Source organism: Acinetobacter guerrae (assembly GCF_009372255.1).
Taxonomy (GTDB): domain Bacteria; phylum Pseudomonadota; class Gammaproteobacteria; order Pseudomonadales; family Moraxellaceae; genus Acinetobacter; species Acinetobacter guerrae.
On sequence record NZ_LXGN01000056.1, the window covers coordinates 310912 to 334906 of the forward strand.

The 23995-nt window shown below is 41.8% G+C and carries 19 protein-coding genes; 18 read left to right on the top strand and 1 reads right to left on the bottom strand.

Annotated features, from left to right (window positions below; translation table 11 throughout):
• Positions 1-29 precede the first annotated feature (29 nt).
• The 10 genes from A7A69_RS14800 to A7A69_RS14845 all read left to right on the top strand — a co-directional run bounded on the left by A7A69_RS14800 (position 30) and on the right by A7A69_RS14845 (position 14129).
• Complete coding sequence (locus A7A69_RS14800) at positions 30-1088, top strand: pilus assembly protein PilM (RefSeq protein ID WP_120370155.1); 1059 nt, start codon at positions 30-32, stop codon at positions 1086-1088.
• The gene (locus A7A69_RS14805) at positions 1088-1726 is read left to right on the top strand and encodes a PilN domain-containing protein (RefSeq protein ID WP_152878347.1); all 639 of its coding nucleotides are present in this window, start codon (positions 1088-1090) and stop codon (positions 1724-1726) included. The genes A7A69_RS14800 and A7A69_RS14805 overlap by 1 nt, the downstream gene beginning before the upstream one ends.
• On the top strand, positions 1723-2436 hold the full coding sequence (locus tag A7A69_RS14810; protein ID WP_152878349.1) for a type IV pilus inner membrane component PilO: 714 nt from the start codon (positions 1723-1725) through the stop codon (positions 2434-2436). The genes A7A69_RS14805 and A7A69_RS14810 overlap by 4 nt, the downstream gene beginning before the upstream one ends.
• Complete coding sequence (locus A7A69_RS14815; RefSeq protein ID WP_120370158.1) at positions 2436-2960, top strand: pilus assembly protein PilP; 525 nt, start codon at positions 2436-2438, stop codon at positions 2958-2960. The genes A7A69_RS14810 and A7A69_RS14815 overlap by 1 nt, the downstream gene beginning before the upstream one ends.
• A gap of 62 nt (positions 2961-3022) precedes the next feature.
• On the top strand, positions 3023-5155 hold the full coding sequence (locus A7A69_RS14820; protein WP_171500831.1) for a type IV pilus secretin PilQ: 2133 nt from the start codon (positions 3023-3025) through the stop codon (positions 5153-5155).
• 36 nt (positions 5156-5191) lie between these two features.
• Positions 5192-5734: a shikimate kinase AroK gene (gene aroK, locus A7A69_RS14825; protein ID WP_120370160.1), complete on the top strand. Its 543-nt coding sequence runs from the start codon at positions 5192-5194 to the stop codon at positions 5732-5734.
• 32 nt (positions 5735-5766) lie between these two features.
• Positions 5767-6849 (top strand): 3-dehydroquinate synthase, encoded by a 1083-nt coding sequence (aroB, locus tag A7A69_RS14830; protein WP_152878352.1) that lies wholly within the window; start codon positions 5767-5769, stop codon positions 6847-6849.
• Positions 6850-6862: 13 nt separating this feature from the next.
• Entirely contained in the window at positions 6863-7714 is an 852-nt protein-coding gene (locus A7A69_RS14835) for a hypothetical protein (protein WP_152878354.1), read from the top strand.
• A gap of 442 nt (positions 7715-8156) precedes the next feature.
• Positions 8157-12638, top strand: a complete 4482-nt coding sequence (gene gltB / locus A7A69_RS14840) for a glutamate synthase large subunit (RefSeq protein WP_120370183.1) — start codon at positions 8157-8159, stop codon at positions 12636-12638.
• 69 nt (positions 12639-12707) lie between these two features.
• Complete coding sequence (locus A7A69_RS14845; RefSeq protein ID WP_005001109.1) at positions 12708-14129, top strand: FAD-dependent oxidoreductase; 1422 nt, start codon at positions 12708-12710, stop codon at positions 14127-14129.
• 48 nt (positions 14130-14177) lie between these two features.
• On the opposite strand, the gene A7A69_RS14850 is transcribed toward A7A69_RS14845, so the two are convergent.
• Entirely contained in the window at positions 14178-15059 is an 882-nt protein-coding gene (locus A7A69_RS14850; protein WP_152878356.1) for a LysR family transcriptional regulator, read from the bottom strand.
• Between the two features lie 187 nt (positions 15060-15246).
• On the opposite strand from A7A69_RS14850, the gene A7A69_RS14855 reads away from it, so the two are divergent.
• The 8 genes from A7A69_RS14855 (at position 15247) to A7A69_RS14890 (ending at position 23915) form a co-directional block, all read left to right on the top strand.
• A complete protein-coding gene (locus A7A69_RS14855; RefSeq protein WP_152878358.1) occupies positions 15247-16992 on the top strand; it encodes an acyl-CoA dehydrogenase family protein in 1746 nt (581 codons plus the stop codon).
• A 13-nt stretch (positions 16993-17005) separates the two neighbouring features.
• A complete protein-coding gene (locus tag A7A69_RS14860) occupies positions 17006-18217 on the top strand; it encodes a CaiB/BaiF CoA transferase family protein (protein ID WP_152878359.1) in 1212 nt (403 codons plus the stop codon).
• Between the two features lie 164 nt (positions 18218-18381).
• The gene (locus tag A7A69_RS14865) at positions 18382-19713 is read left to right on the top strand and encodes an MFS transporter (protein WP_151979973.1); all 1332 of its coding nucleotides are present in this window, start codon (positions 18382-18384) and stop codon (positions 19711-19713) included.
• A gap of 3 nt (positions 19714-19716) precedes the next feature.
• A complete protein-coding gene (locus tag A7A69_RS14870; RefSeq protein WP_152878361.1) occupies positions 19717-20424 on the top strand; it encodes an SDR family oxidoreductase in 708 nt (235 codons plus the stop codon).
• A 196-nt stretch (positions 20425-20620) separates the two neighbouring features.
• Positions 20621-21511, top strand: coding sequence for a metal-dependent hydrolase (locus A7A69_RS14875; protein ID WP_120370167.1), 891 nt, complete (start codon positions 20621-20623; stop codon positions 21509-21511).
• Between the two features lie 151 nt (positions 21512-21662).
• Positions 21663-22253, top strand: coding sequence for a LemA family protein (locus A7A69_RS14880; protein ID WP_152878363.1), 591 nt, complete (start codon positions 21663-21665; stop codon positions 22251-22253).
• Between the two features lie 25 nt (positions 22254-22278).
• Positions 22279-23361: a TPM domain-containing protein gene (locus A7A69_RS14885; RefSeq protein ID WP_152878365.1), complete on the top strand. Its 1083-nt coding sequence runs from the start codon at positions 22279-22281 to the stop codon at positions 23359-23361.
• Complete coding sequence (locus A7A69_RS14890; protein WP_152878366.1) at positions 23355-23915, top strand: TPM domain-containing protein; 561 nt, start codon at positions 23355-23357, stop codon at positions 23913-23915. The genes A7A69_RS14885 and A7A69_RS14890 overlap by 7 nt, the downstream gene beginning before the upstream one ends.
• Positions 23916-23995: the final 80 nt, after the last annotated feature.

Sequence of the window (23995 nt, forward strand, 5' to 3'; positions counted from 1 at the left end):
GGATAAAAAAATAATAGGATAATGCTATCGTGCGCAGGTTATATCGTAAACCAAATAAGGGGTTAGTAGGGGTCGATATTAGTTCGACTTCTGTTAAGTTATTAGAACTCTCTGTAAAAAACGGTCGCTATTGGGTGGAAAGCTATGCCTTGATACCCTTACAGGAAAATAGCGTGGTCGAGAAAAATATTCTCAATCCAGAAGCGGTGGGGGATGCGTTGGAGCGAGTCATTAACTTGGCCAACCCACAATCAACCAATGCTGCTATCGCAATTCCGACTTCAATGGTGATCCATAAAATCATCGAAATGGATGCTGATATGACGGATGATGAACGTGAAGTTCAAATTCGCATGGATGCAGAGCAATATATTCCGTTCCCACTAGATGAAGTTAGTCTGGATTTTGAGGTTTTGCCTGATCGTTTGGCCAACACTGCTCGTGTCAATGTCTTATTAGTTGCTACTCGAACTGAAAATGTGGAAACACGCGTTGAAGTATTGGAGCTTGCAGGTTTAACGCCAAAAGTTGCTGATGTCGAAAGTTACGCAATGGAACGTGCTTTTGGGGTGTTCTCTGATACTTTGCCGATGGGTGTTAATACAGTAGGTATTTTAGATATCGGACATACCATGACCACGCTTTCGGTGATGCAAAATGGCAAGATTATTTATACCCGTGAGCAGGTTTTTGGTGGTAAGCAACTGACGCAAGACGTTCAGACACGTTATGGGTTATCTTTTGAAGAAGCAGGTCGTGCCAAAAAAGAACGCTCTTTACCAGATGATTTTGATACTGAAGTGCTTGAACCTTTTTTAGAGGCGTTGGTTCAACAAGCTGCGCGATCTTTACAATTTTTCTTTTCTTCGTCTCAGTTTAATGAAATTGATCATATTTTATTAGCTGGAGGCAATGCCAATATTCCTGGTTTGGCAAAACTTTTACAACAAAAATTAGGTTATCGCGTTACGACAGCCAATCCATTCCTGCAAATGGGTTTTTCTCCTCAGGTTGATATTAAAAAAATTGAAAATGATGCCTCTTCTTTAATGGTGGCATGCGGTCTGGCATTGAGGAGTTTTGATTAATGGCAAAGATTAACTTACTCCCTTGGCGTGATGAGCTAAGAGAGCAGCGCAAGAAACAATTTATTGCATTTAGTGCTGCCGTTGCAGTGCTTGGGGTAATGACTGTGGTGTTGGCTTGGTTGTTTTATGATCATAAGCTTAATGATCAGGAACAGGCCAATCAATTGGTTGTAAGCACCAATCAAAATCTGGACAAACAGTTAAAATCATTGGATGGTTTGCAAGAGCGCCGAAATGCAATTGTAGAGCGTATGAAACTGATTCAAGGTCTGGAAGGTCAACGTCCAGTCACTGTACGTCTTATTGATGAATTGGTACGAGTAACCCCAAGTAATATGTATTTGACCAAATTCAGTCGTGTTGGCGATAAATTTACCATTGAAGGAAAGGCAGAAAGTCCAAATACTGTTGCAGAATTATTGCGTAATTTAGAAGCGTCACCGTGGTATCGTAATGCTTTTATGAATTCATTTTTGGCAGCAGATGATAAAAAAGATCAAAATCAAAGCTCTGTGGTACCGCGTGTAGAAGAAAGTTATGGCACTTTCGTTGTGACAACAGATTTAGGTGAAATTGGGGCACCTGTCACAGAAGATAATAACAATCAACAAAATTCAAATACGGGGGCAGCGCAATGAGTCGTGATGAATTTAATGAACTGGATCCTGAGGTTGCTGCGCCAAAGAAAAAGAAATTGACCTTAGATAAATTTTTCCAGCAATTTAATACGCTGGATATGAATAACTATGGCAGTTGGCCACTTTCAGTCAAAATTACCTGCTGGATTTTTATTTTCTTTGCAGTATGTGCTTTAGGGTATTTTTTGGCAATCAAACCAAAGCTTGATGCGATTTCAACAGCACAGGCACAGGAGCAAAATCTACTCAACGAATTTCGTGAGAAAGATTCAAAATTGCGTAATTTACAGCAATATCAAGTGCAGTTGCAGGAAATGGAATCGAATTTTAACCAGCAACTGGCGCAACTTCCTAAAGAAACAGAAATTCCAAGTCTGGTTGAAGATATTAATATGACAGGCGTAAATTCTGGACTTAAATTTAAAAATATCCGTCTCGAAAATGAAGTTAGACAAGAGTTCTTTATTGAACAGCCAATTTCGATTGACGCAACTGGTGATTATCATGCATTTGGTGCATTTGTAAGCGCAATTGCGGCATTGCCTCGTATTGTAACCTTGCATGACTTTGTGATTGAAGGTAAACAGGTTAAAGAAAAAGCAGATATTCCTGAAATTAGCTATTCCGTTAAAGCAAAAACCTATCGATATATAGGTGCTGATGAACAGGCTAGTGGTGCTTCTGCTCCAGTTGCAGCGGGGGCAAAATAATGAAAAAACATTATATTTTCATGGTCATGCTGAGCTGCGGTTTAGTGGGGTGTGATTCACGTATTGATGCAGTCAATGAGCAAATGGCAGCGATTCGTAATCAGCCACCTTTGCCGATTGAACCTGCACCCATTTTTACACCTGTTCCAACATTTGCTTATTCAGCCATGCAGCTTAAAAGTCCTTTTTTACCAAGTTCATTGGCTGCTGAACTCAGAATAATGGCGGGTAAACGTGTTTATCCAAACTTTAACCGTCAGCCACAACCGCTTGAAAGTTACGCACTCGAATCTCTAAATATGAAAGGCAGTATGCGTAGCCAAAATGGAAAGATTCTTGCATTAATTCAGACACCTGATGGGCAAGTAGAGCGGGTTCAGGTGGGAAGTTACATGGGAATGAATCAAGGGCGAATTGTGGGAATCAGTCCAACACAAATTGATTTGGTTGAAATTGTACCAGATGGTCGCGAAGGTTATGTCGAGCGACCACGTACATTGGTTCTGATTGGGCCTGAGCCTTAAGTATTAAAGGAATAACAATGAAAAAGGGTTTAAAAAAATTTCTGATTGGGGATGTTGAATCGATGAATCATGCAGTTCGACAATTTTCAATGGGGGCGGTTGCATTTGCAGTCATGCAAGTTGCCAATGCACAGGTCAGTATTACCAATGTAGTACCCATGAATATCGCAGGGCAAGGAACAGAAATCCGTGTCATGTTCAATGGTTTGCCACCGCAACCACAAGCATATCAAATGGAACAACCGTCCAGATTGATTTTAGATTTTGATAAAGCACAACAAAGTCTTAAACAGAACAGTATTGCTGTGGCGACCAATGAAGCCAGCAGTGTGGATGTCATGTCTGATGCGCAGCGTTCACGTTTAACCGTCAACTTAAAAGATGCGGGTGCATTTACCACACGCGTTGAAGGTAATACTTTTGTTTTAAAAATTAATAGTGCTCAACAAGCGATGACACCTGCCGCAGTTGCTACGCCAGTGGCTTCTAGCGCTCAACAAGGCGTTTCCAATATTGGTTTTCAGCGTGGTTCACAGGGCGAAGGTCAGGTTGTGATTGATTTGCTTGGCAGTAATACGCCTGTAGATGTGCAGCAACAAGGTAGTAAAATTGTTGTGCGGATGCTTGGCAATAAAATCCCAACTAATCTGGCAAGACGCTTAAATGTTAATGATTTTGCCACACCCGTTGCCAGTGTTGATGCTTACAATGAAGGTGGAAATGGCGTAATTGTAGTGCAGTCTTCTGGTAGCTATGAATATATGGCGTATCAGGCGGAAAATAAACTGACCCTAAGTTTGAAGCGTCCTGAAGAGCGTAATCAGTTACGTACTCGTTCTACACCAAACTATAGTGGTAAAAAAATCTCTTTAGACTTTCAGGATATTGAGGTACGTCGTGTACTTCAGTTGTTAGCTGATTTTACTGACATCAATATGGTCACGGCTGATTCAGTACAGGGCAATATTACCTTGCGTTTGAAAGATGTTCCGTGGGATCAGGCACTGGATATTATTTTAAAAACAAAAAATCTGGATAAACGCCGTAATGGTAATGTGATTTGGATTGCTCCTGTTACGGAGCTTACAAAAGCCGAAGAAGAAGAAGCTAAAGCAATTGCGCAAAGCGTCAAGCTTGCGCCATTACAAACTGAATATATTCAACTCAGTTATGCTAAGGCGGCAGATATTGAAAAATTGATGACGCAAGGAAAGAATAGCTCAAACTCAGGTTCATCAAGTTCAGGTGGTTCAGAACCGCTTGGAGATAGTGTTGGTAGCTTGTTAAGTCCAAGAGGTACGGTTTCCATTGATCCAAGAACTAATACTTTGATCATTAATGACACTGCACAGAAAATTGATCAGATTCGTAAAATGATTGATTTATTGGATGTGCGAGTCAAACAAGTAATGGTAGAAGCACGTATTGTGAGAGCAAGCACCTCGTTTACCAAAGAAATGGGCGTAAAATGGGGTGTTCTTTCACAGGGCATTACTAAAAATAATGATTTATTGGTTGGTGGTAGTGAAACCACTTTATGGAACTTACGTGATCCAGATGACGATGGTAAGTACACCATTGAACGTCCAGATAACCTGAATGTAGATTTAGGTGTCACCTCTGCAGGTGCGAGTAAAATTGCATTTGGTCTGATTAGTCTGTCTGACTTTATGCTGGATTTAGAACTTTCTGCATTACAAGCAGATGGTTATGGTGAAGTGATTTCTACGCCAAAAGTCATGACCGCAGACAAACAAACTGCCAAAGTTGCAACGGGTCAGGAAGTGCCTTATCAGTCCACCACCAACTCTGCGGCGGGTTCCACTGCAACCACTTCATTTAAGGAGGCTTTACTCAGCTTAGAAGTGACGCCAAGTATTACGCCTGATGGAAAAATTCAGATGTTGTTGAATATTTCTAAAGATTCAGTTGCTGACCAAGCACCAAATGGTGAATTGATCTTGAATAAAAACACGATTAATACCAATGTGTTGGTCGATAATGGTGAAACGGTGATTCTGGGTGGAGTGTTTGAACAAACCACAGCGAATCAACAGACTAAAGTGCCGTTCTTGGGTGATTTACCTTGGATTGGTCGTTTGTTTAGAAAAGATCTCAAATCAGACAATAAACAAGAGTTGTTGATCTTTGTGACACCAAGAATTGTTAATGACACTCAGGTGAGAAATCAGTAATATAAGTTTAATTCAAGTTATACAATAGGTGACTCCTTGCTAGGCAAAGAGTTTAAAGCTCTACCAAATATCTATTTGGTAGGGCCGATGGGGGCAGGAAAAACAACAGTAGGAAGGCATCTGGCTGAGCTTCTCGGGCGAGAGTTTCTGGATAGTGACCATGAAATTGAACGAAAAACGGGAGCAAGTATTCCGTGGATCTTTGAAAAAGAAGGTGAGATCGGATTTCGCTTGCGGGAAAAAACGGTCATTAATGAGTTAACCCAGCGTAAACAATTGGTTGTAGCCACGGGTGGAGGTGCTGTTACTCAAGCCGAAAACCGTGAATATTTGAAAAAACGCGGCATTGTAATCTATCTCTATACGCCTGTTGAATTACAATTACAGCGTACCTATCGGGACAAAAATCGTCCATTATTGCAAGTTGAAAATCCAGAGCAAAAACTCAAAGATTTACTTCAGATTCGTGATCCGTTATATCGTGAAGTTGCGCATTATGTGATAGAAACACATCAAGGTGCTGCACGAGAATTGGCACAGCATATTTTACGTGTGATCCTGACAGAAGAATCATACTAAGTTATTTATTTTATTATTGGCATTAAAGTTTCATGCAAACACTTCATGTTGAACTCGGTGATCGTCGTTATCCTATTTTTATTGGTAGCCAGTTAGATCCAAAAACCTTGTTAGCACCTTATATTAAGGGTCAACAAGTGATGGTTGTGACCAATACGACATTGGAACAACTGTATTTGTCCCATTATGTTCGTGATTTGGAATTATTGGGTAAAAAAATAGCGACCTGTATTCTTCCAGATGGTGAAAAATATAAGAACCTTGAAAATTTGAATTTGATCTTTAATGCTTTGCTCGAAGCTGGTTTCAATCGGGATTGTACCGTATTGGCGCTTGGTGGTGGGGTGATTGGAGATATGGCTGGTTTTGCATCGGCCTGTTTCCAGCGAGGTGTTTATTTCATTCAGGTGCCAACTACATTGTTATCTCAGGTAGATTCTAGCGTAGGCGGTAAAACGGGTATCAATCATCCGTTGGGTAAAAATATGATCGGGGCTTTTAAGCAGCCTGAAGTGGTCATGGCGAATATGGCGCAGTTGCGCACTTTACCTGCACGTGAGTTATCTGCTGGATTGGCTGAGGTGATTAAATATGCCTTGCTTGGTGATCTCGAATTTCTAGCTTGGCTTGAACAGCATATGGATGGCTTACTTGCAGGTGATGAAAATTTATTGGCTCAGGCGGTTTACCGTTCTTGCGCACATAAAGCACGCATTGTAGCCAATGACGAAAAAGAGCAGGGTGAGCGCGCACTTTTGAATCTGGGTCATACTTTTGGCCATGCCATTGAGTCTTATCTTGGTTATGGTGAATGGTTACATGGTGAAGCTGTAGCAACTGGAATGGTTATGGCAGCGGATTTGTCACAGCGTATGGGGTGGATCTCACTTGATGATTTGCAGCGTACAAAAAATATCATTCAACGCGCAAAATTGCCGATATCATGTCCGAAAATTCCACTGGATGATTTTTTGTCTTATATGGCACATGATAAAAAAGTCTTGAACGGACAGCTAAGGTTAGTACTTTTAAAACAATTGGGTCAGGCAGTCATTACCAAAGAGTTTGATGTCGAAAAAATGAAACAGGCCATTTTGGCCAATCAGGCACAGTAAAATTGGGTGTAACATGACGGTATCGCGTACACTGTGGCAGAATATTCAGCACTATAGTTGGTTGGTGTTAGGTCTTCTGTGTTTATTGCTGGCATTGATTTTCTGGGCAATCACCAGTTCAGACAAAGTAGTACAAGTTGAAAAACAAGATATTGCAGAAACACAGACCCAGATTCAGCCTCAAAAAGTGACCGCCACCACCAACTTGGGAACTTTGTCTGATGAAGTTAAGCCATTGGATTTAACCATGCGTGTGATTACTGCCGGGAACCATGAAGCTGAATTTCGTGGTACTAAATTTATGCAGGAAAACCAACGAAATTCCACCATTGAATTGTTCCGCTCATCAGATGAAAACATTGTTAAAAACTACCTAAAAAGTCAGGCCGACCGTAAGAAATTTATTTATTTTCGCCTAAGTGGTGAAGATCAGGAAGAACAATACGTTTTAGCCTATGGGATATTTAATCGGGAAGCTGAAGCTCAGACTCAACTTGCACAATTAAATTTAAAATTCCCTGCGTCAGTTCATCCTCGGGTTGTTGCTTTGGCGAATTATATGCCATTAGTCAATGATTTAGGTTCAGAAGAAATTCAAGGAAGTGCAGGACAGTTATATAGTGTTAATTTAAGGAATGCACCTATTCCTGTTGCACCCGTACCTGCTCCTGTGGCAACGCAAGAGGCAACTACACCGACCACTTCGACGACGATTACTCGTCGTGATGAGCAAGGTAATGTGGTGGATGTACAGCGACAGTCGAATACAGTGGTATCGCCTTCGCCAGCCTCATCAAATGTGACAAATACTGAAAATAAGCCTGCCCGAAATGGTGAGCGTGAGATCAGTGATCCATTTAATTAACAAACGCACCTTAATGGTGCTTTTTTGTAAATCCATACTAATTTTGCACAAATATGGTTCGATAATATTTATGTTTTTGGTGCATTACAAAAATATAAAATTATTTATTTTTTAAAATTAAATCACTTAGTTAAATTAATTTATTGTTGGCACTTTTTTTGCATTGTACATGCGCTAATTGATCACTTTGTCCCTATTTTGGCGCTAAAAAAATCTATTAGCATGCGAAATCGTCATTTTCCACTGCGTTAAAACAGTGCGAAATAACTCAACACGTTTTTGCCCAGAAAATTACTGCCTACACGTGCCAAACGGCGTATAGTCAGGGAGTAACGCAGAAATGAATTGTGAAACATTTAGCTTTACGTGAGTAATCGACAACGTCGCGAAGAAAATTGATCGTTTTATGCTCGAAAGAGCCATGTTGAAAGAAGGGTACGCTATGCACTTGCCATCGCCTCATACTGTAGCTCCCGCTCAAGGTTTATATCAACCAGATGAGTTTAAAGATAACTGCGGTTTTGGTCTGATTGCCCATATGAAGGGCCAGTCTAGTCATCATCTTGTCCAAACCGCAATTCACAGTTTAAGTTGTATGACCCATCGTGGTGGTATTGCCGCAGATGGCAAAACGGGGGATGGTTGTGGTTTATTACTGGCTATGCCAAAAGCGTTTTTCCGTGATGAAGCGAAAAAGCTCAGTGATATTACCTTAAGTGAAATTTTTGCTGTGGGTACGGTCTTTTTAAATGTCGACCCTGCACTTGCACTCAACGCCAAAAATACCTTAAATAAAGAAATTGAAGCAGAAGGCTTAAAAGTCTTGGCTTGGCGTGTTGTCCCGACAAATAACGATGTATTGGGTGAAATTGCGCTTCAGTCATTACCTGTGTTTGAACAAATTATTGTCAATTGTCCAATGGGTGTTACTGAGGTTGAATTTAACCGTAAGTTATTCTTGGCACGTCGTCGCGCAGAACAAAAACTACAAAATGATTCCTCATTTTATGTGACCACTTTATCTTCAAATGTGATCAGTTATAAAGGCTTAATGATGCCTGCGGCAATTGCCGACTTTTACACTGACCTTGCTGATGAGCGTTTAACTTCACATATTGTGGTGTTCCATCAACGTTTCTCAACCAACACATTGCCACGCTGGCCTTTGGCACAGCCGTTCCGTTATTTGGCGCATAATGGTGAAATTAATACCATTACAGCTAACCGTAACTGGGCTTTGGCACGTACACCGAAATTTGAAAACCCATTATTACCAGGTTTAACTGAGCTTAATCCTATTGTAAATCGTACGGGATCAGACTCATCAAGCCTTGATAATATGCTAGAGATTCTGGTTGGCGGCGGTATGGATTTGTTCCGTGCGCTTCGTATGCTGGTTCCACCAGCATGGCAAAACGTTGAAACTTTAGATGCTGACCTACGTGCATTTTATGAGTTCAACTCAAAACATATGGAAGCGTGGGATGGGCCTGCGGGTCTCGTGATTCAGGATGGTCGTCACGCGATTTGTATGCTGGATCGTAATGGTTTGCGTCCTGCACGTTGGGTGATCACTAAAAATGACTACATCACGCTTGCCTCTGAAATTGGGGTGTGGGATTACGAACCTGAAGATGTGATTTCCAAAGGCCGTGTGGGTCCAGGTCAAATTCTGGTGGTCGATACCTTTACTGGTAAATTACTTGACACAAATGATGTCAGTACGCATCTGAAAAAAATGCGTCCATATCGTGAGTGGTTGCGTGAACATGCCTTGCGTTTACAGGCAGATCCTGAGCTTGAAGAAAAATTATCTGAGCAGGGATTGGCTGGCGATGAGTTAAAGACAGCACAGAAAATGTTTATGGTGACGTTTGAAGAACGTGACCAGATGCTACGTCCGATTGCTGAAAGTGGTCAGGAAGCAGTAGGCTCAATGGGTGATGATACGCCAATGGCAGTTTTATCACGTCAGGTTCGCCATGTTTCTGATTATTTCCGTCAGCAATTTGCACAGGTTACCAATCCTCCAATCGATCCATTACGTGAATCGATTGTGATGTCACTAGAAACCTGTTTAGGTCGTGAACAGAATGTCTTCGAGCAAGGACCAGAACATGCAGATCGCTTGATTATTTCAAGCCCTGTACTTTCAAATTCGAAAATGCATCAATTACGCAATTTAAACCGCGCAGGTTATGAAATTGCAGAAATTGATCTGAACTATCTTGCAGAAGAAGGCTTACAAGCTGCGGTCAATCGTATTTGTGAGGAATCTGCACAGGCAGTTCGTGATGGTCAAACTTTATTGATCCTTTCTGATAAAAATTTGCGTCAGGGTTATTTACCTGCAAATGCGGCTTTGGCGACAGGCGCAGTACACCATTATTTGATTCAGACTGGTTTGCGTACCGACGCCAATATTATTGTTGAAACGGGTGTCGCACGTGATGCGCATCAATTTGCAGTTTTGCTTGGTTTTGGTGCAACGGCAGTTTATCCATACCTTGCTTATGATGTGATCAATGATTTAATCGCAAAAGGTGAGTTACTTGGTGATCCCGTACATGCCCAAGCAAACTTCCGCAAAGGTATTGATAAAGGTCTATTGAAAGTTCTCTCTAAAATGGGGATTTCAACAGTCGCGTCTTATCGTGGTGGACAGCTTTTTGAAGCAGTTGGTTTATCATCAGAAGTGGTGGATAAATGCTTCCTCGGTGTACCAAGCCGTATTCAGGGTGCAACTTTTGTTGACCTTGAAAATGATCAGAAAAAACTCGCAGATTTGGCATGGAAAACACGTAAGCCAATTGATCAGGGTGGTTTGCTGAAGTTTGTATTCGGTAAGGAATATCATGCCTTTAACCCAGATGTGATCAATGCATTACACAAAGCGGTACGTTCTGGTAATTACGCTGACTTTAAAGAATATGCGGAACTGGTCAATAGCCGCCCAATCGCGACGATCCGTGATTTATTCAAGCTCAAAACCACGAATTCAATTCCTGTTGAGCAGGTTGAATCGGTTGAGGCAATTTTGCCACGATTTGACTCAGCGGGTATGTCATTAGGGGCATTGTCACCAGAAGCGCATGAAGCGATTGCGATTGCCATGAACACCATTGGCGGTCGTTCAAATTCAGGTGAGGGTGGTGAAGATCCTGCGCGTTATGGCACGATTCGTAACTCGAAAATTAAACAGATCGCATCGGGTCGTTTTGGGGTAACTCCTGCTTATCTAACTTCAGCAGAAGTATTACAGATCAAAGTTGCACAAGGTGCAAAACCGGGTGAAGGTGGTCAGCTTCCGGGTGGTAAAGTAAACAGCTTAATTGCACGTTTACGTTATTCAGTTCCGGGCGTTACTCTAATTTCTCCGCCGCCGCATCATGATATTTATTCGATTGAAGATTTATCACAATTGATTTTTGACTTGAAGCAAGTCAATCCTCAGGCGATGGTTTCAGTTAAGCTAGTTTCTGAACCGGGTGTAGGAACAATTGCCGCAGGTGTTGCCAAAGCGTATGCCGACTTCATTACCATTTCTGGTTATGACGGTGGTACAGCGGCTTCTCCACTTTCATCCATTCATCATGCGGGTTCACCGTGGGAGCTTGGTCTGTCTGAAGCGCATCAAGCACTACGTGTAAATGACCTACGTGGTAAAGTTCGTGTACAAACAGATGGTGGTTTAAAAACTGGTCTGGATGTCGTAAAAGCCGCTATTTTGGGTGCTGAAAGCTTTGGTTTTGGTTCTACGCCAATGATCGCATTAGGCTGTAAATACTTGCGTATTTGCCACTTGAATAACTGTGCGACGGGTGTTGCAACACAACAAGACAAACTCCGTCAGGATCACTATATTGGTGAACCTGAAATGCTCATCAATTTCTTCCATTTCATTGCTGAAGAAACCCGTGAGTGGTTGGCTGCATTAGGTGTTGCTTCCCTGAAAGACTTGATTGGTCGTGTGGATTTACTTGAAGTATTGCCGGGTGAAACTGATAAACACGCACATCTTGATTTGACACCATTGTTGCAGTCACATCCTGCGGCAAATGGTAAGGCACAGTACTGTGAAGTTCAGGGCAATGAGCCATTTGATAAAGGCTTACTGGCTGAGCGTATGGTAGAAGAAATGCTTCCTGCCATTGAAGCGGGTACAGGTGGTGAGTTTAATTTTGAAGTCGGCAACTGTGATCGTTCAATTGGCGCACGTGTTTCTGGTGAGATTGCGCGTCGTTATGGCAATCTGGACATGGAATCACATCCAGTCATTATGAACTTAAAAGGTACAGCAGGTCAGTCACTTGGTGTATGGAATGCGGGTGGTTTGCATATCAAACTTGAAGGTGATGCCAACGATTACGTTGGTAAAGGTATGGCAGGCGGTCGAGTTTCGATCTTCCCACCAAAAGGTTCACCATTCCAAACCCAACATACTGCGATTATTGGTAATACCTGTATGTACGGTGCAACAGGCGGTAAGTTATTTGCAGCAGGTACGGCGGGTGAGCGTTTTGCAGTACGTAACTCTGGCGCGTTTGCCGTGATTGAAGGTGCAGGCGACCACTGTTGTGAATATATGACAGGCGGGATTGTGACTGTGCTCGGTAAAGTCGGTCATAACTTCGGTGCGGGTATGACAGGTGGTTTTGCTTATGTACTCGATCTGGATAATGACTTTGTTGATTATTACAACCATGAGTTGATTGACCTGACTCGTATCTCGACTGAGTCGATGGAAGAGCATCAACAATTCCTGCTTCGTATTCTGGATGAACACATTAAAGAAACAGGTAGTGCTTGGGCGTATAAGATCCGCAATGAGTTCGATTTTTACAGTCGGAAGTTCTGGCTTGTAAAACCAAAAGCTGCTAATTTGCTCACGCTTTTGAAAGCAACTCAAGCTGATCCTCAATAATTCCACTACTGCATATACATAGGCAGGTGCAGGTAACAGCGAACTCTGCACCTACCCACGGAGAGAGACATGGCAGAACGCCTAAATAATGACTTTCAGTTTCTGGATGTAGCACGCCAAGATCCAGAGAAAAAAGATATTACTGTCCGCAAAGCAGAATTTGTGGAAATTTATAAGCCTTTTACTGCTGATGTTGCAGCGAATCAGACACATCGTTGTCTGGCTTGTGGTAACCCGTATTGTGAATGGAAATGCCCAGTGCATAACTACATTCCAAACTGGTTAAAACTGATTGCTGAGGGTCAGATTTTCCAAGCAGCAGAACTTTGCCATCAAACCAATACTTTACCGGAGGTTTGTGGTCGTGTTTGCCCACAAGACCGTTTATGTGAAGGGGCATGTACCCTGAATGACGGTTTTGGTGCAGTGACGATTGGTAATGCTGAAAAATATATCAATGATACCGCTTTTGCACTGGGCTGGCGTCCAGACATGTCACATGTAAAATGGACAGATAAAAAAGTGGCGATTATTGGTGCTGGACCTGCGGGTCTTGGTTGTGCTGATATTCTAGCGCGTAATGGCGTAAAACCCGTCATTTTTGACAAACGTCCTGAAATTGGAGGTTTGCTCACATTTGGTATTCCAGAATTTAAAATGGAAAAAGACGTAATGAAACGCCGCCGTGAAATCTTCACGGGTATGGGGATGGAATTCCGTTTAAATACTGAAATTGGTACAGATGTTACGATTGAACAACTGCTTCAAGAATATGACGCAGTGTTTATGGGAATGGGAACCTATACCTATATGAAAGGTGGTTTCCCCGGTGAAGATCTGGACGGTGTCTACGATGCACTGGATTTCCTGATTGCAAATGTCAATCGCTGTCAGGGTTGGGAAAAAGATGCTGGTGAATTCATCAGTGTCGAAGGTAAAAAAGTGATTGTACTGGGCGGTGGTGATACCGCGATGGACTGTAACCGTACTTCGATTCGTCAGGGTGCTGAACAGGTGACCTGTGCATATCGTCGCGATGAAGCCAACATGCCGGGTTCACGTCGTGAAGTGAATAATGCGCGTGAAGAAGGGGTGAACTTCCTATTTAACCGTCAACCGATCGAAGTTGTTGGTGAAAATGGCAAAGTGACTGGCGTTAAGGTTGTTACCACTCAATTGGGCGAGCCTGATAGTCGTGGTCGCCGTAGTCCTGAGCCAATTCCGGGTTCTGAAGAAGTTTTGGCAGCCGATGCAGTTTTACTGGCATTTGGTTTCCGCCCAAGCCCAGCAGACTGGTTCACTGGTGCGAACATCGGCTTAGATGGTTCAGGTCGTGTGATTGCGCCTGAACAACAACAGTATAAATTCCAGACCTCTAACCCGAAAATTTTTGCGGGTGGTGATATGGTACGCGGTTCTGACTTGGTGGTGACAGCCATTTGGGAAGGTCGCCAAGCAGCAGAAGGAATTTTGGATTATCTTGATGTTTAAAATCTAGAGATTCAAAAGCGATATGAAGCCCGCAGTGATGCGGGCTTTTTATACTGCGCCAAAAGGTAAAAGCTGAAGAAAATGATCAAGTAAAATAGACGAGCTACGTTTATTCCAAATACAGTGTGTTTCAGAAAGAATGTCATTATTTTCAATTTCAATAAATCGCACATGATCCTTTTTTAATGACTGCATTGATTTAGGCACGAGAGCAATTCCTAAACCCAATTCGACAAATTCTACAATGGTTAGCCAATTTCGTACTTCATGAACAAGATGAGGACTAAATCCCGCATTCACACAAATTGCAGTAATTTGGTCATGATAATAAGGCGAGACAGCGCGGGGAAATAAAATAAAGGGTTCACGCTGTAAGTGTTTTAAATCAATACTATTGCGCTGAGCTAACGGATGTGATTTTGGCATACAGCAGATAAATTCTTCGGCGAGAAATAAACGATGTGAGATTTGCTCAGTATCATTGAGTGTATGAACAAAACCGAGATTAATTTGTTCTTGTTTAATCGCCTGAAATTGTTCATACGAATTAAGTTCTCGAAGGCTAATCTCTACTTGCGGATATTGCTTCTGAAAACTTGCAATATATTGGTTTAATCCACGAAATAAAGTCGAGCTGGTAAAACCAATCCGCAAATGACCAATCGTTCCCTGTGCAACCCTTTCACCAATTTGCTGCATATCATCTGCGTGCTTCAGTAACATTAGCGCCTCACGATAGAATAATGAGCCTGCATCTGTGAGTGCTACATTCTTATTATTTCGTAAAAATAGAGCGAATCCTAAATGAGATTCTAGTTGTTGAATGCTCATGCTTAAAGGGGGTTGAGAAATATGTAAACGTTGTGCTGCTCTGCCAAAATGAAGTTCTTCTGCGACGGTCACAAAATAACGTAATTGCTTTAAATTCATTGACTTACCATATTATTTTATTAACTATCGATCCTGACAGTTATATTTCATTCAACCCAAGATTAAAGCATATTTTTGATATATTTTTTATATCAAACTATGTAAATAATATATTTTACACATCGTTGTTCACTCTCTAAGCTAATTTTAATTAGGAAATAAGCACATAAAAAGAGTGGAACTCACAATGGTTAGTTTGAATGTTATTCATCAATTAGAAGCAGAGCATAATATCCCTGATCGTCGTGGACAGAATTTTTTTAATCAGGATCCAACCTTTAAGAAGTTATTGCAAATCTATCTAGCTACACCGCTATATCAATATTTATTACCGCATTTTGAGCAACTTGGTGCCGATGTAGGTGGCATGCTAGATGACTTGGCTTCCAGTGCAGACAAAAATCCGCCAACCTTACAATATCGGAATCGTCGTGGTTTTAATGAGCAAAAGATTAAAAAACATCCTGATTATATTGCTCTAGAGAAAAAGGCTTATATTGATTTGGGTCTGGCCAGTATGTCACATAAAAAGGGAGTATTAGGCTGGCCTGAGGTTATGCCACCTATGGCGAAATATGCGCTTACTTATCTTTTTGTACAGGCTGAATTTGGCTTATGTTGTCCAGTCAGTATGACCGATTCATTGACACATACCATGTGCAAATATGCAGCACCTGAAATCATTGAAAAGTATTTACCCAATCTGTTGACTTCAGATTTTGATCGCCTGACTCAGGGTGCCATGTTTATGACAGAACAAGGTGCGGGTTCAGATGTATCTGCAATTACGACGCTTGCAACACAAAAGAATGGTGAGTGGTTTCTAACTGGAGACAAATGGTTTTGTTCTAACCCTGATGCAGGTGTGGCGATGGTACTGGCGCATGTTGATGGCGCAGAACAAGGCATGAAAGGTCTTGGTTTGTTTCTAATGCCAAAGTTTTTAGACAATGGCTGCCATAATCATTACCAGATTCTACGCCTAAAAGACAAGTTGGGAACACGTTCCATGGCCAGTGGTGAAATTTCGCTACAAGGTGCCAAAGCCTATTTACTGGGTGAAATAGGCCGAGGATTTCAACAAATGGCCGATATGATTAATTTATCGCGTTTGTCTAATGGTGTCCGTGCCGCAGGCTTAATGCGTCGTGCTGTGGGCGAGGCTTTGTATATTTGTCAAAATCGTCAAGCCTTTGGCAAATATTTACAAGATTTACCTTTGCAGCGTAAGCAGTTATTGAAAATGATGCTGCCTAGCGAACAAGCGCGAAGCATGATGCTACATATTGCACGTTTGCTACATGCGTCTAAAACGGGCGATGAAAAAGCTGCAAGCTGTGTGCGTATTTTGACGCCTTTAATTAAATTTAGAGCTTGTCGTGATGCACGTAAGGTCACGGGCGATGCGATGGAAGTACGTGGTGGTTGTGGTTATATCGAAGAATGGTCAGACCCACGTCTTTTACGCGATGCACATCTAGGTTCCATATGGGAAGGCACCAGTAATATCGTTGCGCTAGATGTGATTCGTGCCGCGCAAAGAGCTCAAGCACTGGATGTACTCAAACCTTATCTTTTACAGTTACTTGAAGACAAAAATATCCCAGAAATGACTGGTCAAATTTTAAAACAGAAACTTGAGCAGGTTGAAGGCTTGATCATCTCAATCATTGATGAAAGAAATGAAGCAGATACTCGTAAAGCCGCGTCAGCACTTTATCACATTACAACCGCAATCATAATGGCATGGGAATCTGTGCAGATCGAACAACATTGGCAACGTCTAGCATGGGCGCATCTGGTGGTGAAATTTAAACTGAGCGTGATTGATCCATTGCAACCTGATCATGCACAACAGTTTGAGGAAGCTGAAAATCTACTGATTCAGCAAACAGAGTTAACGCTTGAGCAAGCCATGTCGATTCTAAACTAAGGAGCATTCAGGGATGAATATCAATACAGGCGCGCTAAAAGGTATAAAAGTTCTCGATTTAAGTCGGGTACTGGGTGGGCCATTTTCAGCACAAGTCCTTGCCGATCACGGTGCTGAAGTCATTAAAGTTGAACCTCCGCAAAAAGATGAAACTCGTTTTTGGGGGCCTCCATTTCGTCAGGACAGTGCCGCTTATTTTTCTGGAATCAATCGTAATAAACAGGGAATTTCAATTGATTTGAATCAAGCAGAAGGGCGGAAAATTTTATTTAAACTACTCGGTGATGCAGATGTTTTGATTGAAAATTTTAAAATTGGAACACTGGAAAAATGGGGGTTAGGTTTTGAAGAAGTCCTTTCCAAACAATTTCCAAAATTGATCCATTGTCGCGTTACAGGTTTTGGTGCAGACGGTCCTTTGGGTGGTCTGCCAGGCTATGATTCAGTGATACAAGCAATTTCAGGCATTATGAGTGTCAATGGTGAAGCTGACGGAGAGCCGTTGCGTGTCGGGTTGCCCGTAGTCGATATGGTCACAGGGTTGAATGCAGTGATTGGGATTTTGCTGGCTCTACAAGCACGTCAAGTATCAGGACAAGGGCAATTTGTAGAAGCTGCATTGTTTGATACAGGTGTATCGTTACTGCATCCTCACCTTCCAAATTATCTATGGTCAGGCAAAGTACCAGAACGAACAGGTAATGCCCATCCTAATATTACGCCATATGATGCCTACCAAACTAAAACCAGCCCAATTTACATTGCGGTGGGAAATAATCAACAGTTTGCCAAACTCTGCCAACACTTGGATTTGGCTGAGTTGATGCAGGATCCACGCTTTGCAGATAACGCAGCACGTTGCCAAAACCGCAAAGTATTTAAGCAACTTTTGGAAAATCGTCTAGCGGAGTTAGATGGTGATCGTCTGGCATACGACTTGATTCAAACGGGCGTACCGTGTGGTCCGATTTTAAATGTCGCTGAGATCGTTCAGCATCCGCATACCAAACATCGTGAGATGGTGGTCGAGATTGGTGATGAATATCAGGGCATCGGCTCACCGATTAAGCTTAGTCAGACTCCTGCCAGCTACCGTCAAGCACCTCCTGTATTTGCTGAACATACGGTTCAAGTTTTACAACGAAAAGGTTTTAGCGATGAACAAATCGAATTGTTGATCGAACAAGGCATTATTTCTCAGCATGTTATGAGTGTGCCTGCATAGAGAGCGAAGCAGACTACACGCCGAAATGAATCAGGATTGAGATTTACATGATCCAGATGGATAACGATAAATATAGACAGTAAGGATAACTGTAGCGACGATTCAGATAAGAAATGATTTTAGATCGTCATGGCAAAACTTGCTGTCGGGAGACAGGGAAAACGATGGAACAAGTCAGCGAATTAGAAAAAACACGTGCGGCGAAGAAAGCAGGAATGGCTTCTTTTGTCGGAACTACGATTGAATGGTATGACTTTTATGCTTATAGCACAGCTGCTGCATTGGTGTTTGGAAAAATTTTCTTTCCATCTACCAGTTCTGCGACAGGAACTTTGGCAGCATTTGCAACTTTTTGGATTGGCTTTTTAGCACGTCCTTTGGGTGGCATGATTTTTGGTCATCTAGGTGACCGCATTGGACGTAAAAAAACCCTGATCACCACACTGATGTTGATGGGTGTTTGTACTACAGCCATTGGTCTATTACCTACCTACAATAGCATTGGTGTTGCTGCGCCCATTTTATTGATCTTGTTACGATTAATTCAGGGTGTAGCCATGGGCGGAGAATGGGGAGGTGCTGTGGTACTGTCCGCAGAACATGCACCCAAAGGCAAGGAATTACTTTATTCCGCTTTTGCACAGCAAGGTTCACCAGTGGGGAACTTACTTGCGACGTTTGTCTTTTTTATGTTTTCTTTCCTGCCAGATGAGCAATTTCTAAGTTGGGGCTGGCGTATTCCATTTTTATTTTCTGCTTTATTGGTGATTACGGGCTTATGGATTCGCTTGGGAGTAGAAGAATCTCCAATCATGAAACAGCTACAAAGCAGTAAAAATTTGGTTAAAGTGCCGCTCAAAGAAGTTTTTGCCAAATATAAAGTCATGGTCGCTTTAGGTATGGGCGCATGCATTATTGGCTTATCTGCGACTTATTTTAAAACGACTTTTGCTTTGTCTTGGGCGGTCAATGAAATTGGTTTTACTCGTTCTGATTTTCTGGGAATTGTGACGATTGCTTTAATTACTCAAGTGATTTTTCAACCCTTTGGAGCAATTATTGCTTCTAAAATCAGCTTAAAAAAAGCGGTTATTTTTATTCTATTACCTGAAATTATCTTATTGCCTTTGGCATTTTTATTGATAGCAACCAAATCTTATGCTTGGGCTGCTTTTGGTATGGCAATCGCGACGATTCCCCACTCGATGTATTACTCATTTTTAGGCGGTATTTTGGTGAAAGCCTTTCCAGCCAATGTACGTTACACAGGCATTTCCATGAGTTATCAGTTATGTGGAATGATTTTCGCGGGTTCAACTCCAATTGTGGCGCAATTCTTGTTAAATCAAACAGGTTCTATCATTGCGGTGATCGTACTTGCACTGGTTCATGTCGTGGTCAGCATGGTCTGTGCAGTGTATCTGATCTCACGCTATGAAGCAGTACAAAGGACTTATGCACTTGATACAAACTCACTGGCACATGATAAAGGATAATATATGCACCTTAATACACAACGTATTTTAATTACAGGAGGTGGCTCTGGCATTGGAGCTGCCATTGCTGCTCAGTGCCGTGCCAATGGTCAGCAAGTCATCGTACTAGATCAGAAAAATGCCGATTATGAGGTTGATTTATCCAATGTTGAACAAACTCAGAAAGCCTTAGCAGATGTTTTATCTCAAGGTGTAATTACGGGTTTGGTCAATAATGTGGGGATGGTCAAACCTGCCAGTATTGAGCGACAAACCCTAGACGAATTTGATCAGGTTATGGCATTAAATACTCGTTGTGCCTTGCAATGTATTCAAGCGGTGATTCCACAAATGAAACAACAGCAGTTTGGGCGAATTGTGAATATTTCATCGCGGGCGGCGTTAGGTAAATCTATGCGTGCAGCTTATGCTTCTAGTAAAGCAGCCTTGATTGGGCTGACACGAGTCGCAGCTTTGGAATTAGGTGCTTATGGCATTACCGTGAATGCAATAGGACCTGGTCCAATCGAAACAGAGCTGTTTAAACAGGCAAATCCAAAAGATGCACCGCAAACTCAGCAGATTTTAAAGAGCGTCCCTGTAAAACGTTTTGGGCAACCTGAAGATATTGCACACGCCTGTGATTTTTTTCTCAGTGAAAAATCAGGATTCATTACAGGGCAAATTTTATATGTCTGTGGTGGGATGACCGTGGGGGTCGATTCGATTTAATTCACTTAAATTACAACACGCTTTTAAAATCTTTGGGACGATTTTGAGGTGACTGTGATGAGTTATTTCAAGAACATTGAAAATTTGTACATTGGTCAGGATGAGCACTTTGGCAAATGGCTGGGGTTTTATGCAATATACAAATGTATAGAAATCTCTAATACTGATTTTTTAGTTGTATTCTTGAGGAATTCTCATGAGCTTATCTCAAGTGACGAAAGAAAAATCATATTTAAATCGTCCGAAAGCGCTTGGTATTACAGTACGCCGTTTGCAATTTCATCCTGAAAAAATTAAGCGACATTACTTTGCCAACTCACCTGTTATGTCTCATTTGCTTACAGCATTGTCTTCCACCTTTCCTGTCGGTGAGCAGTTTTTTGTAAATAGTGTGCGTAATGTTCGGGATAAAGTGACAGACCCGCAGTTACAGGCTCAAATTGCTGCATTTATTGGGCAGGAAGCAATGCATTCCAAAGCGCATACTGAGTTCAATGATGCATGGCGACGTGAAGATTACAATCTGGATCGTTTTCAGGCATGGTTGAAAAAGCGCGATAACATTTTGCGAGGCATTCACCCAAAACTACAATTGGCTTTGACCTGTGCTTTCGAGCATTTTACTGCTTTACTCGGAGGTTATATTTTGCGCCATCCTGAAGTGTTAAGCACGCTCGATGAAGATGCCATGAAGCTTTGGGTTTGGCATGCAATTGAAGAAATTGAACATCGTGCAGTGGCTTTTGATGTTTATCAGGCTGTGTACGGCGATGACCGTGTTCGTCGTTTATTGATGCGTAGTGTTACAACGGGCTTTGCCAGTTTAACGCTTTACTCAACGACGCGGTTGTTCTGGCAGGACAAATGGAGTAGCTTGCCTAAAATTGGAGGCAATCTATTTGGATTATATTTATTAGGGAAAATGTTTATTCAGCTTGTGCCAGAATATTTATCTTATTACAAAGCAGGTTTTCATCCAGCAGAACATGACTACAGCAAGATTGTGCAATACTGGAAAGAGAAAATGGCAGATGAATATCAAATGGAAAGCTTTCAAGAGCAACTTGCCCCAAGACTTTACAGTTAAATAAATTGAATATAAATCAAGGCTTCAAGTAAACGGACTAAATGTCCGTTTTTTTTATCATGTAAAGAAAAGAAACAAACACTGCTTTCATTCCTCGTTAAAATGCGCTTATGTAAAAAAAATTCCAAGAAATACTATGAGGATAATGAACATGAATCTATTAAAAAAAGTGGTTGTTGCAACTTTATTGGCAAGTACTCTTACTTTTTCAGGCTGTGGTTATAACACCTTGCAAGCCAAAGATGAAGCCGTGACCGCGTCATGGTCAGAAGTGCAGAACCAGTATCAGCGCCGTTCTGATTTGGTGCCTAATCTTGTAAATGTCGTTAAAGGTTATGCGACACATGAAGAAAAAGTATTAACTGAAGTGACAGAAGCACGTTCTAATGTTGCGGGTTTAAAAGTAGATCAAAGCGTTCTGGAAAATCCTGAACTATTTAAAAAATATCAGGAAGCACAAAGTCAATTAACAGGTTCGTTATCACGCTTGATTGCCGTTTCAGAAAACTACCCTGACCTAAAAGCCAATGAACAATTCCGTGATTTACAGGTACAGCTAGAAGGCACAGAAAACCGTATTGCAGTGGCACGTAATCGTTATATTACGACAGTTCAAGACTACAATACTTACGTGCGACAGTTCCCACAGGTCATGACAGCCAAAGTCATTGGCATGCATGAAAAACCAAACTTTAGTGCCGAAGCTGGCGCAGAAAAAGCACCGACGGTTTCGTTTAACTAAACCCTCTATATAAATAGGTGCTGTGATGATCAAAACTGTCATGCTGGAGCTGCAAAATAGCTGGAAAAAAACGGTTGTGATGATGCTATGTTTTTGCAGTTTGCTACTCTCTACTACGGTTTGGAGCGAAGTGGCGACTGCACAGGACTCAGATGATGGTGAAACGATTATTGCAGGCAAGATCATTCAGCAGCAACAAAAGTCATCTATATCCAAACCGCAAAGCTCGACGACGGTGCAACAACCTGAAATTGCCAATGATATTGCAGAAGGTGAGTCGATTCGCGGTTTACCCAGTATGAATGAGCCTGTGATTGATCAGGCAAACTTACTCACAGCAGACCAGAAACAGGCAATTTCACAGCAGATTTTAAAACTTTATCAGGAAAATAAAGCACAAATTGGCATCGTGATTGTCCCAACGACTGGACAGGAAGATATTTTTGACTACGCCATGCGCGTGGGAGAAAAATGGCAGCTAGGTTCAGCTAAACGTGACAATGGTTTGTTGATGGCAATTGCGGTGAACGATCGACGGATTCAAATCTTGACAGGCTATGGTCTAGAAGGCGTGATTCCAGATATTGTAGCAAGTCGTATTATTCGCAATCAAATGACACCTTACTTTCAACAAGGACAATATGCACAAGGCATTCAAGCGGGGTTAAACGAAATTGATAGGGTTCTGAACCTTGATCCTGAAATTGCCCAACAAGCTGCGGCTGACTTAAAAGAACGTCAGGCACAGGCCATGCATGAACAAGAAGCCCGTTCACAGATGATGATCTATTCACTGATTATTATCGTGATCGGCGTATTTGCCTCTTTTCTTGTAGGCAATCGGATTAGTGCTGCTACAGCAGGTGTCGCAGCTATCGCAGCAGGTATTGTGAGTGGTGTAGGCTTAGGCACCAGCATATTAGCGGGTGTGGGGATATTCTTCTTATTGATTACTTCACTGGCACAGCTAATTTTGCAAATCTTTGCTTCGGGCGGTGGTGGACGTGGAGGCGGCGGAGGTTACGGAGGTGGTGGCTTTGGTGGGGGCGGTGGTTATAGCGGCGGAGGCGGCAGTTTTGGCGGTGGGGGCGCATCAGGATCATGGTAACTAAAACAGATACAACACAAATCATTACCCAGCCCAAACTGGATGAAAAAGCACAACCGAGTTTAAAGCGATGGTTCAAACATGCATTTTATTTTTCACCCAGTAAACATTTCTTTTCAAAACAGGATCAAGTTACGATAGCAGATGCCGTTAAACAAGCAGAACATGGTCATGTTGGTGAGATACAGGTCGTGATTGAGGGGCATATTCCATGTTCCCACGCGTATTATCAAAATACCCGTCGCCGTGCTGAACAGCTTTTTGCTGAACTAGGCGTATGGGATACTGAATATAATAGTGGCATATTGTTATATCTAAACTTGTGTGAACGGCAGGTCGAAATCGTAATTGATCGGGGTATTTGTGCATTGACTCATGAAGCTGAATGGCAAGCAGTTTGTCAGCAGATTGTGGCTGAGCTTCAGGCCAAAAAATACCGACAAGCGGTGGTCAATGGTGTTTTGGAAATTGGGGAAATTTTAGATCAATTTTATGATAAGCAGATCACAGATAAAGATGATGAGCTGGATAATTCACCAATTATTTTAAATTAACGAGAAATATCTGAAATGCTTTAAAGTGACAATATTTGTCACTTTTTTATTATTTGCATAACTAGAAAAACATAATCAAA

What these genes read in the sequence shown, in the direction of transcription:
- A7A69_RS14845 (WP_005001109.1), top strand. Translation starts at nt 12,708, where the DNA reads ATGGCAGAACGCCTAAATAATGACTTTCAGTTTCTGGATGTAGCACGC.
- A7A69_RS14885 (WP_152878365.1), top strand. Translation starts at nt 22,279, where the DNA reads ATGATCAAAACTGTCATGCTGGAGCTGCAAAATAGCTGGAAAAAAACG.
- A7A69_RS14865 (WP_151979973.1), top strand. Translation starts at nt 18,382, where the DNA reads ATGGAACAAGTCAGCGAATTAGAAAAAACACGTGCGGCGAAGAAAGCA.
- A7A69_RS14855 (WP_152878358.1), top strand. Translation starts at nt 15,247, where the DNA reads ATGGTTAGTTTGAATGTTATTCATCAATTAGAAGCAGAGCATAATATC.
- A7A69_RS14875 (WP_120370167.1), top strand. Translation starts at nt 20,621, where the DNA reads ATGAGCTTATCTCAAGTGACGAAAGAAAAATCATATTTAAATCGTCCG.
- A7A69_RS14810 (WP_152878349.1), top strand. Translation starts at nt 1,723, where the DNA reads ATGAGTCGTGATGAATTTAATGAACTGGATCCTGAGGTTGCTGCGCCA.
- A7A69_RS14860 (WP_152878359.1), top strand. Translation starts at nt 17,006, where the DNA reads ATGAATATCAATACAGGCGCGCTAAAAGGTATAAAAGTTCTCGATTTA.
- A7A69_RS14805 (WP_152878347.1), top strand. Translation starts at nt 1,088, where the DNA reads ATGGCAAAGATTAACTTACTCCCTTGGCGTGATGAGCTAAGAGAGCAG.
- A7A69_RS14850 (WP_152878356.1), bottom strand. Translation starts at nt 15,059, where the DNA reads ATGAATTTAAAGCAATTACGTTATTTTGTGACCGTCGCAGAAGAACTT.
- A7A69_RS14880 (WP_152878363.1), top strand. Translation starts at nt 21,663, where the DNA reads ATGAATCTATTAAAAAAAGTGGTTGTTGCAACTTTATTGGCAAGTACT.
- A7A69_RS14890 (WP_152878366.1), top strand. Translation starts at nt 23,355, where the DNA reads ATGGTAACTAAAACAGATACAACACAAATCATTACCCAGCCCAAACTG.
- aroB (WP_152878352.1), top strand. Translation starts at nt 5,767, where the DNA reads ATGCAAACACTTCATGTTGAACTCGGTGATCGTCGTTATCCTATTTTT.
- A7A69_RS14820 (WP_171500831.1), top strand. Translation starts at nt 3,023, where the DNA reads ATGAATCATGCAGTTCGACAATTTTCAATGGGGGCGGTTGCATTTGCA.
- gltB (WP_120370183.1), top strand. Translation starts at nt 8,157, where the DNA reads ATGCACTTGCCATCGCCTCATACTGTAGCTCCCGCTCAAGGTTTATAT.
- A7A69_RS14835 (WP_152878354.1), top strand. Translation starts at nt 6,863, where the DNA reads ATGACGGTATCGCGTACACTGTGGCAGAATATTCAGCACTATAGTTGG.
- A7A69_RS14815 (WP_120370158.1), top strand. Translation starts at nt 2,436, where the DNA reads ATGAAAAAACATTATATTTTCATGGTCATGCTGAGCTGCGGTTTAGTG.
- A7A69_RS14870 (WP_152878361.1), top strand. Translation starts at nt 19,717, where the DNA reads ATGCACCTTAATACACAACGTATTTTAATTACAGGAGGTGGCTCTGGC.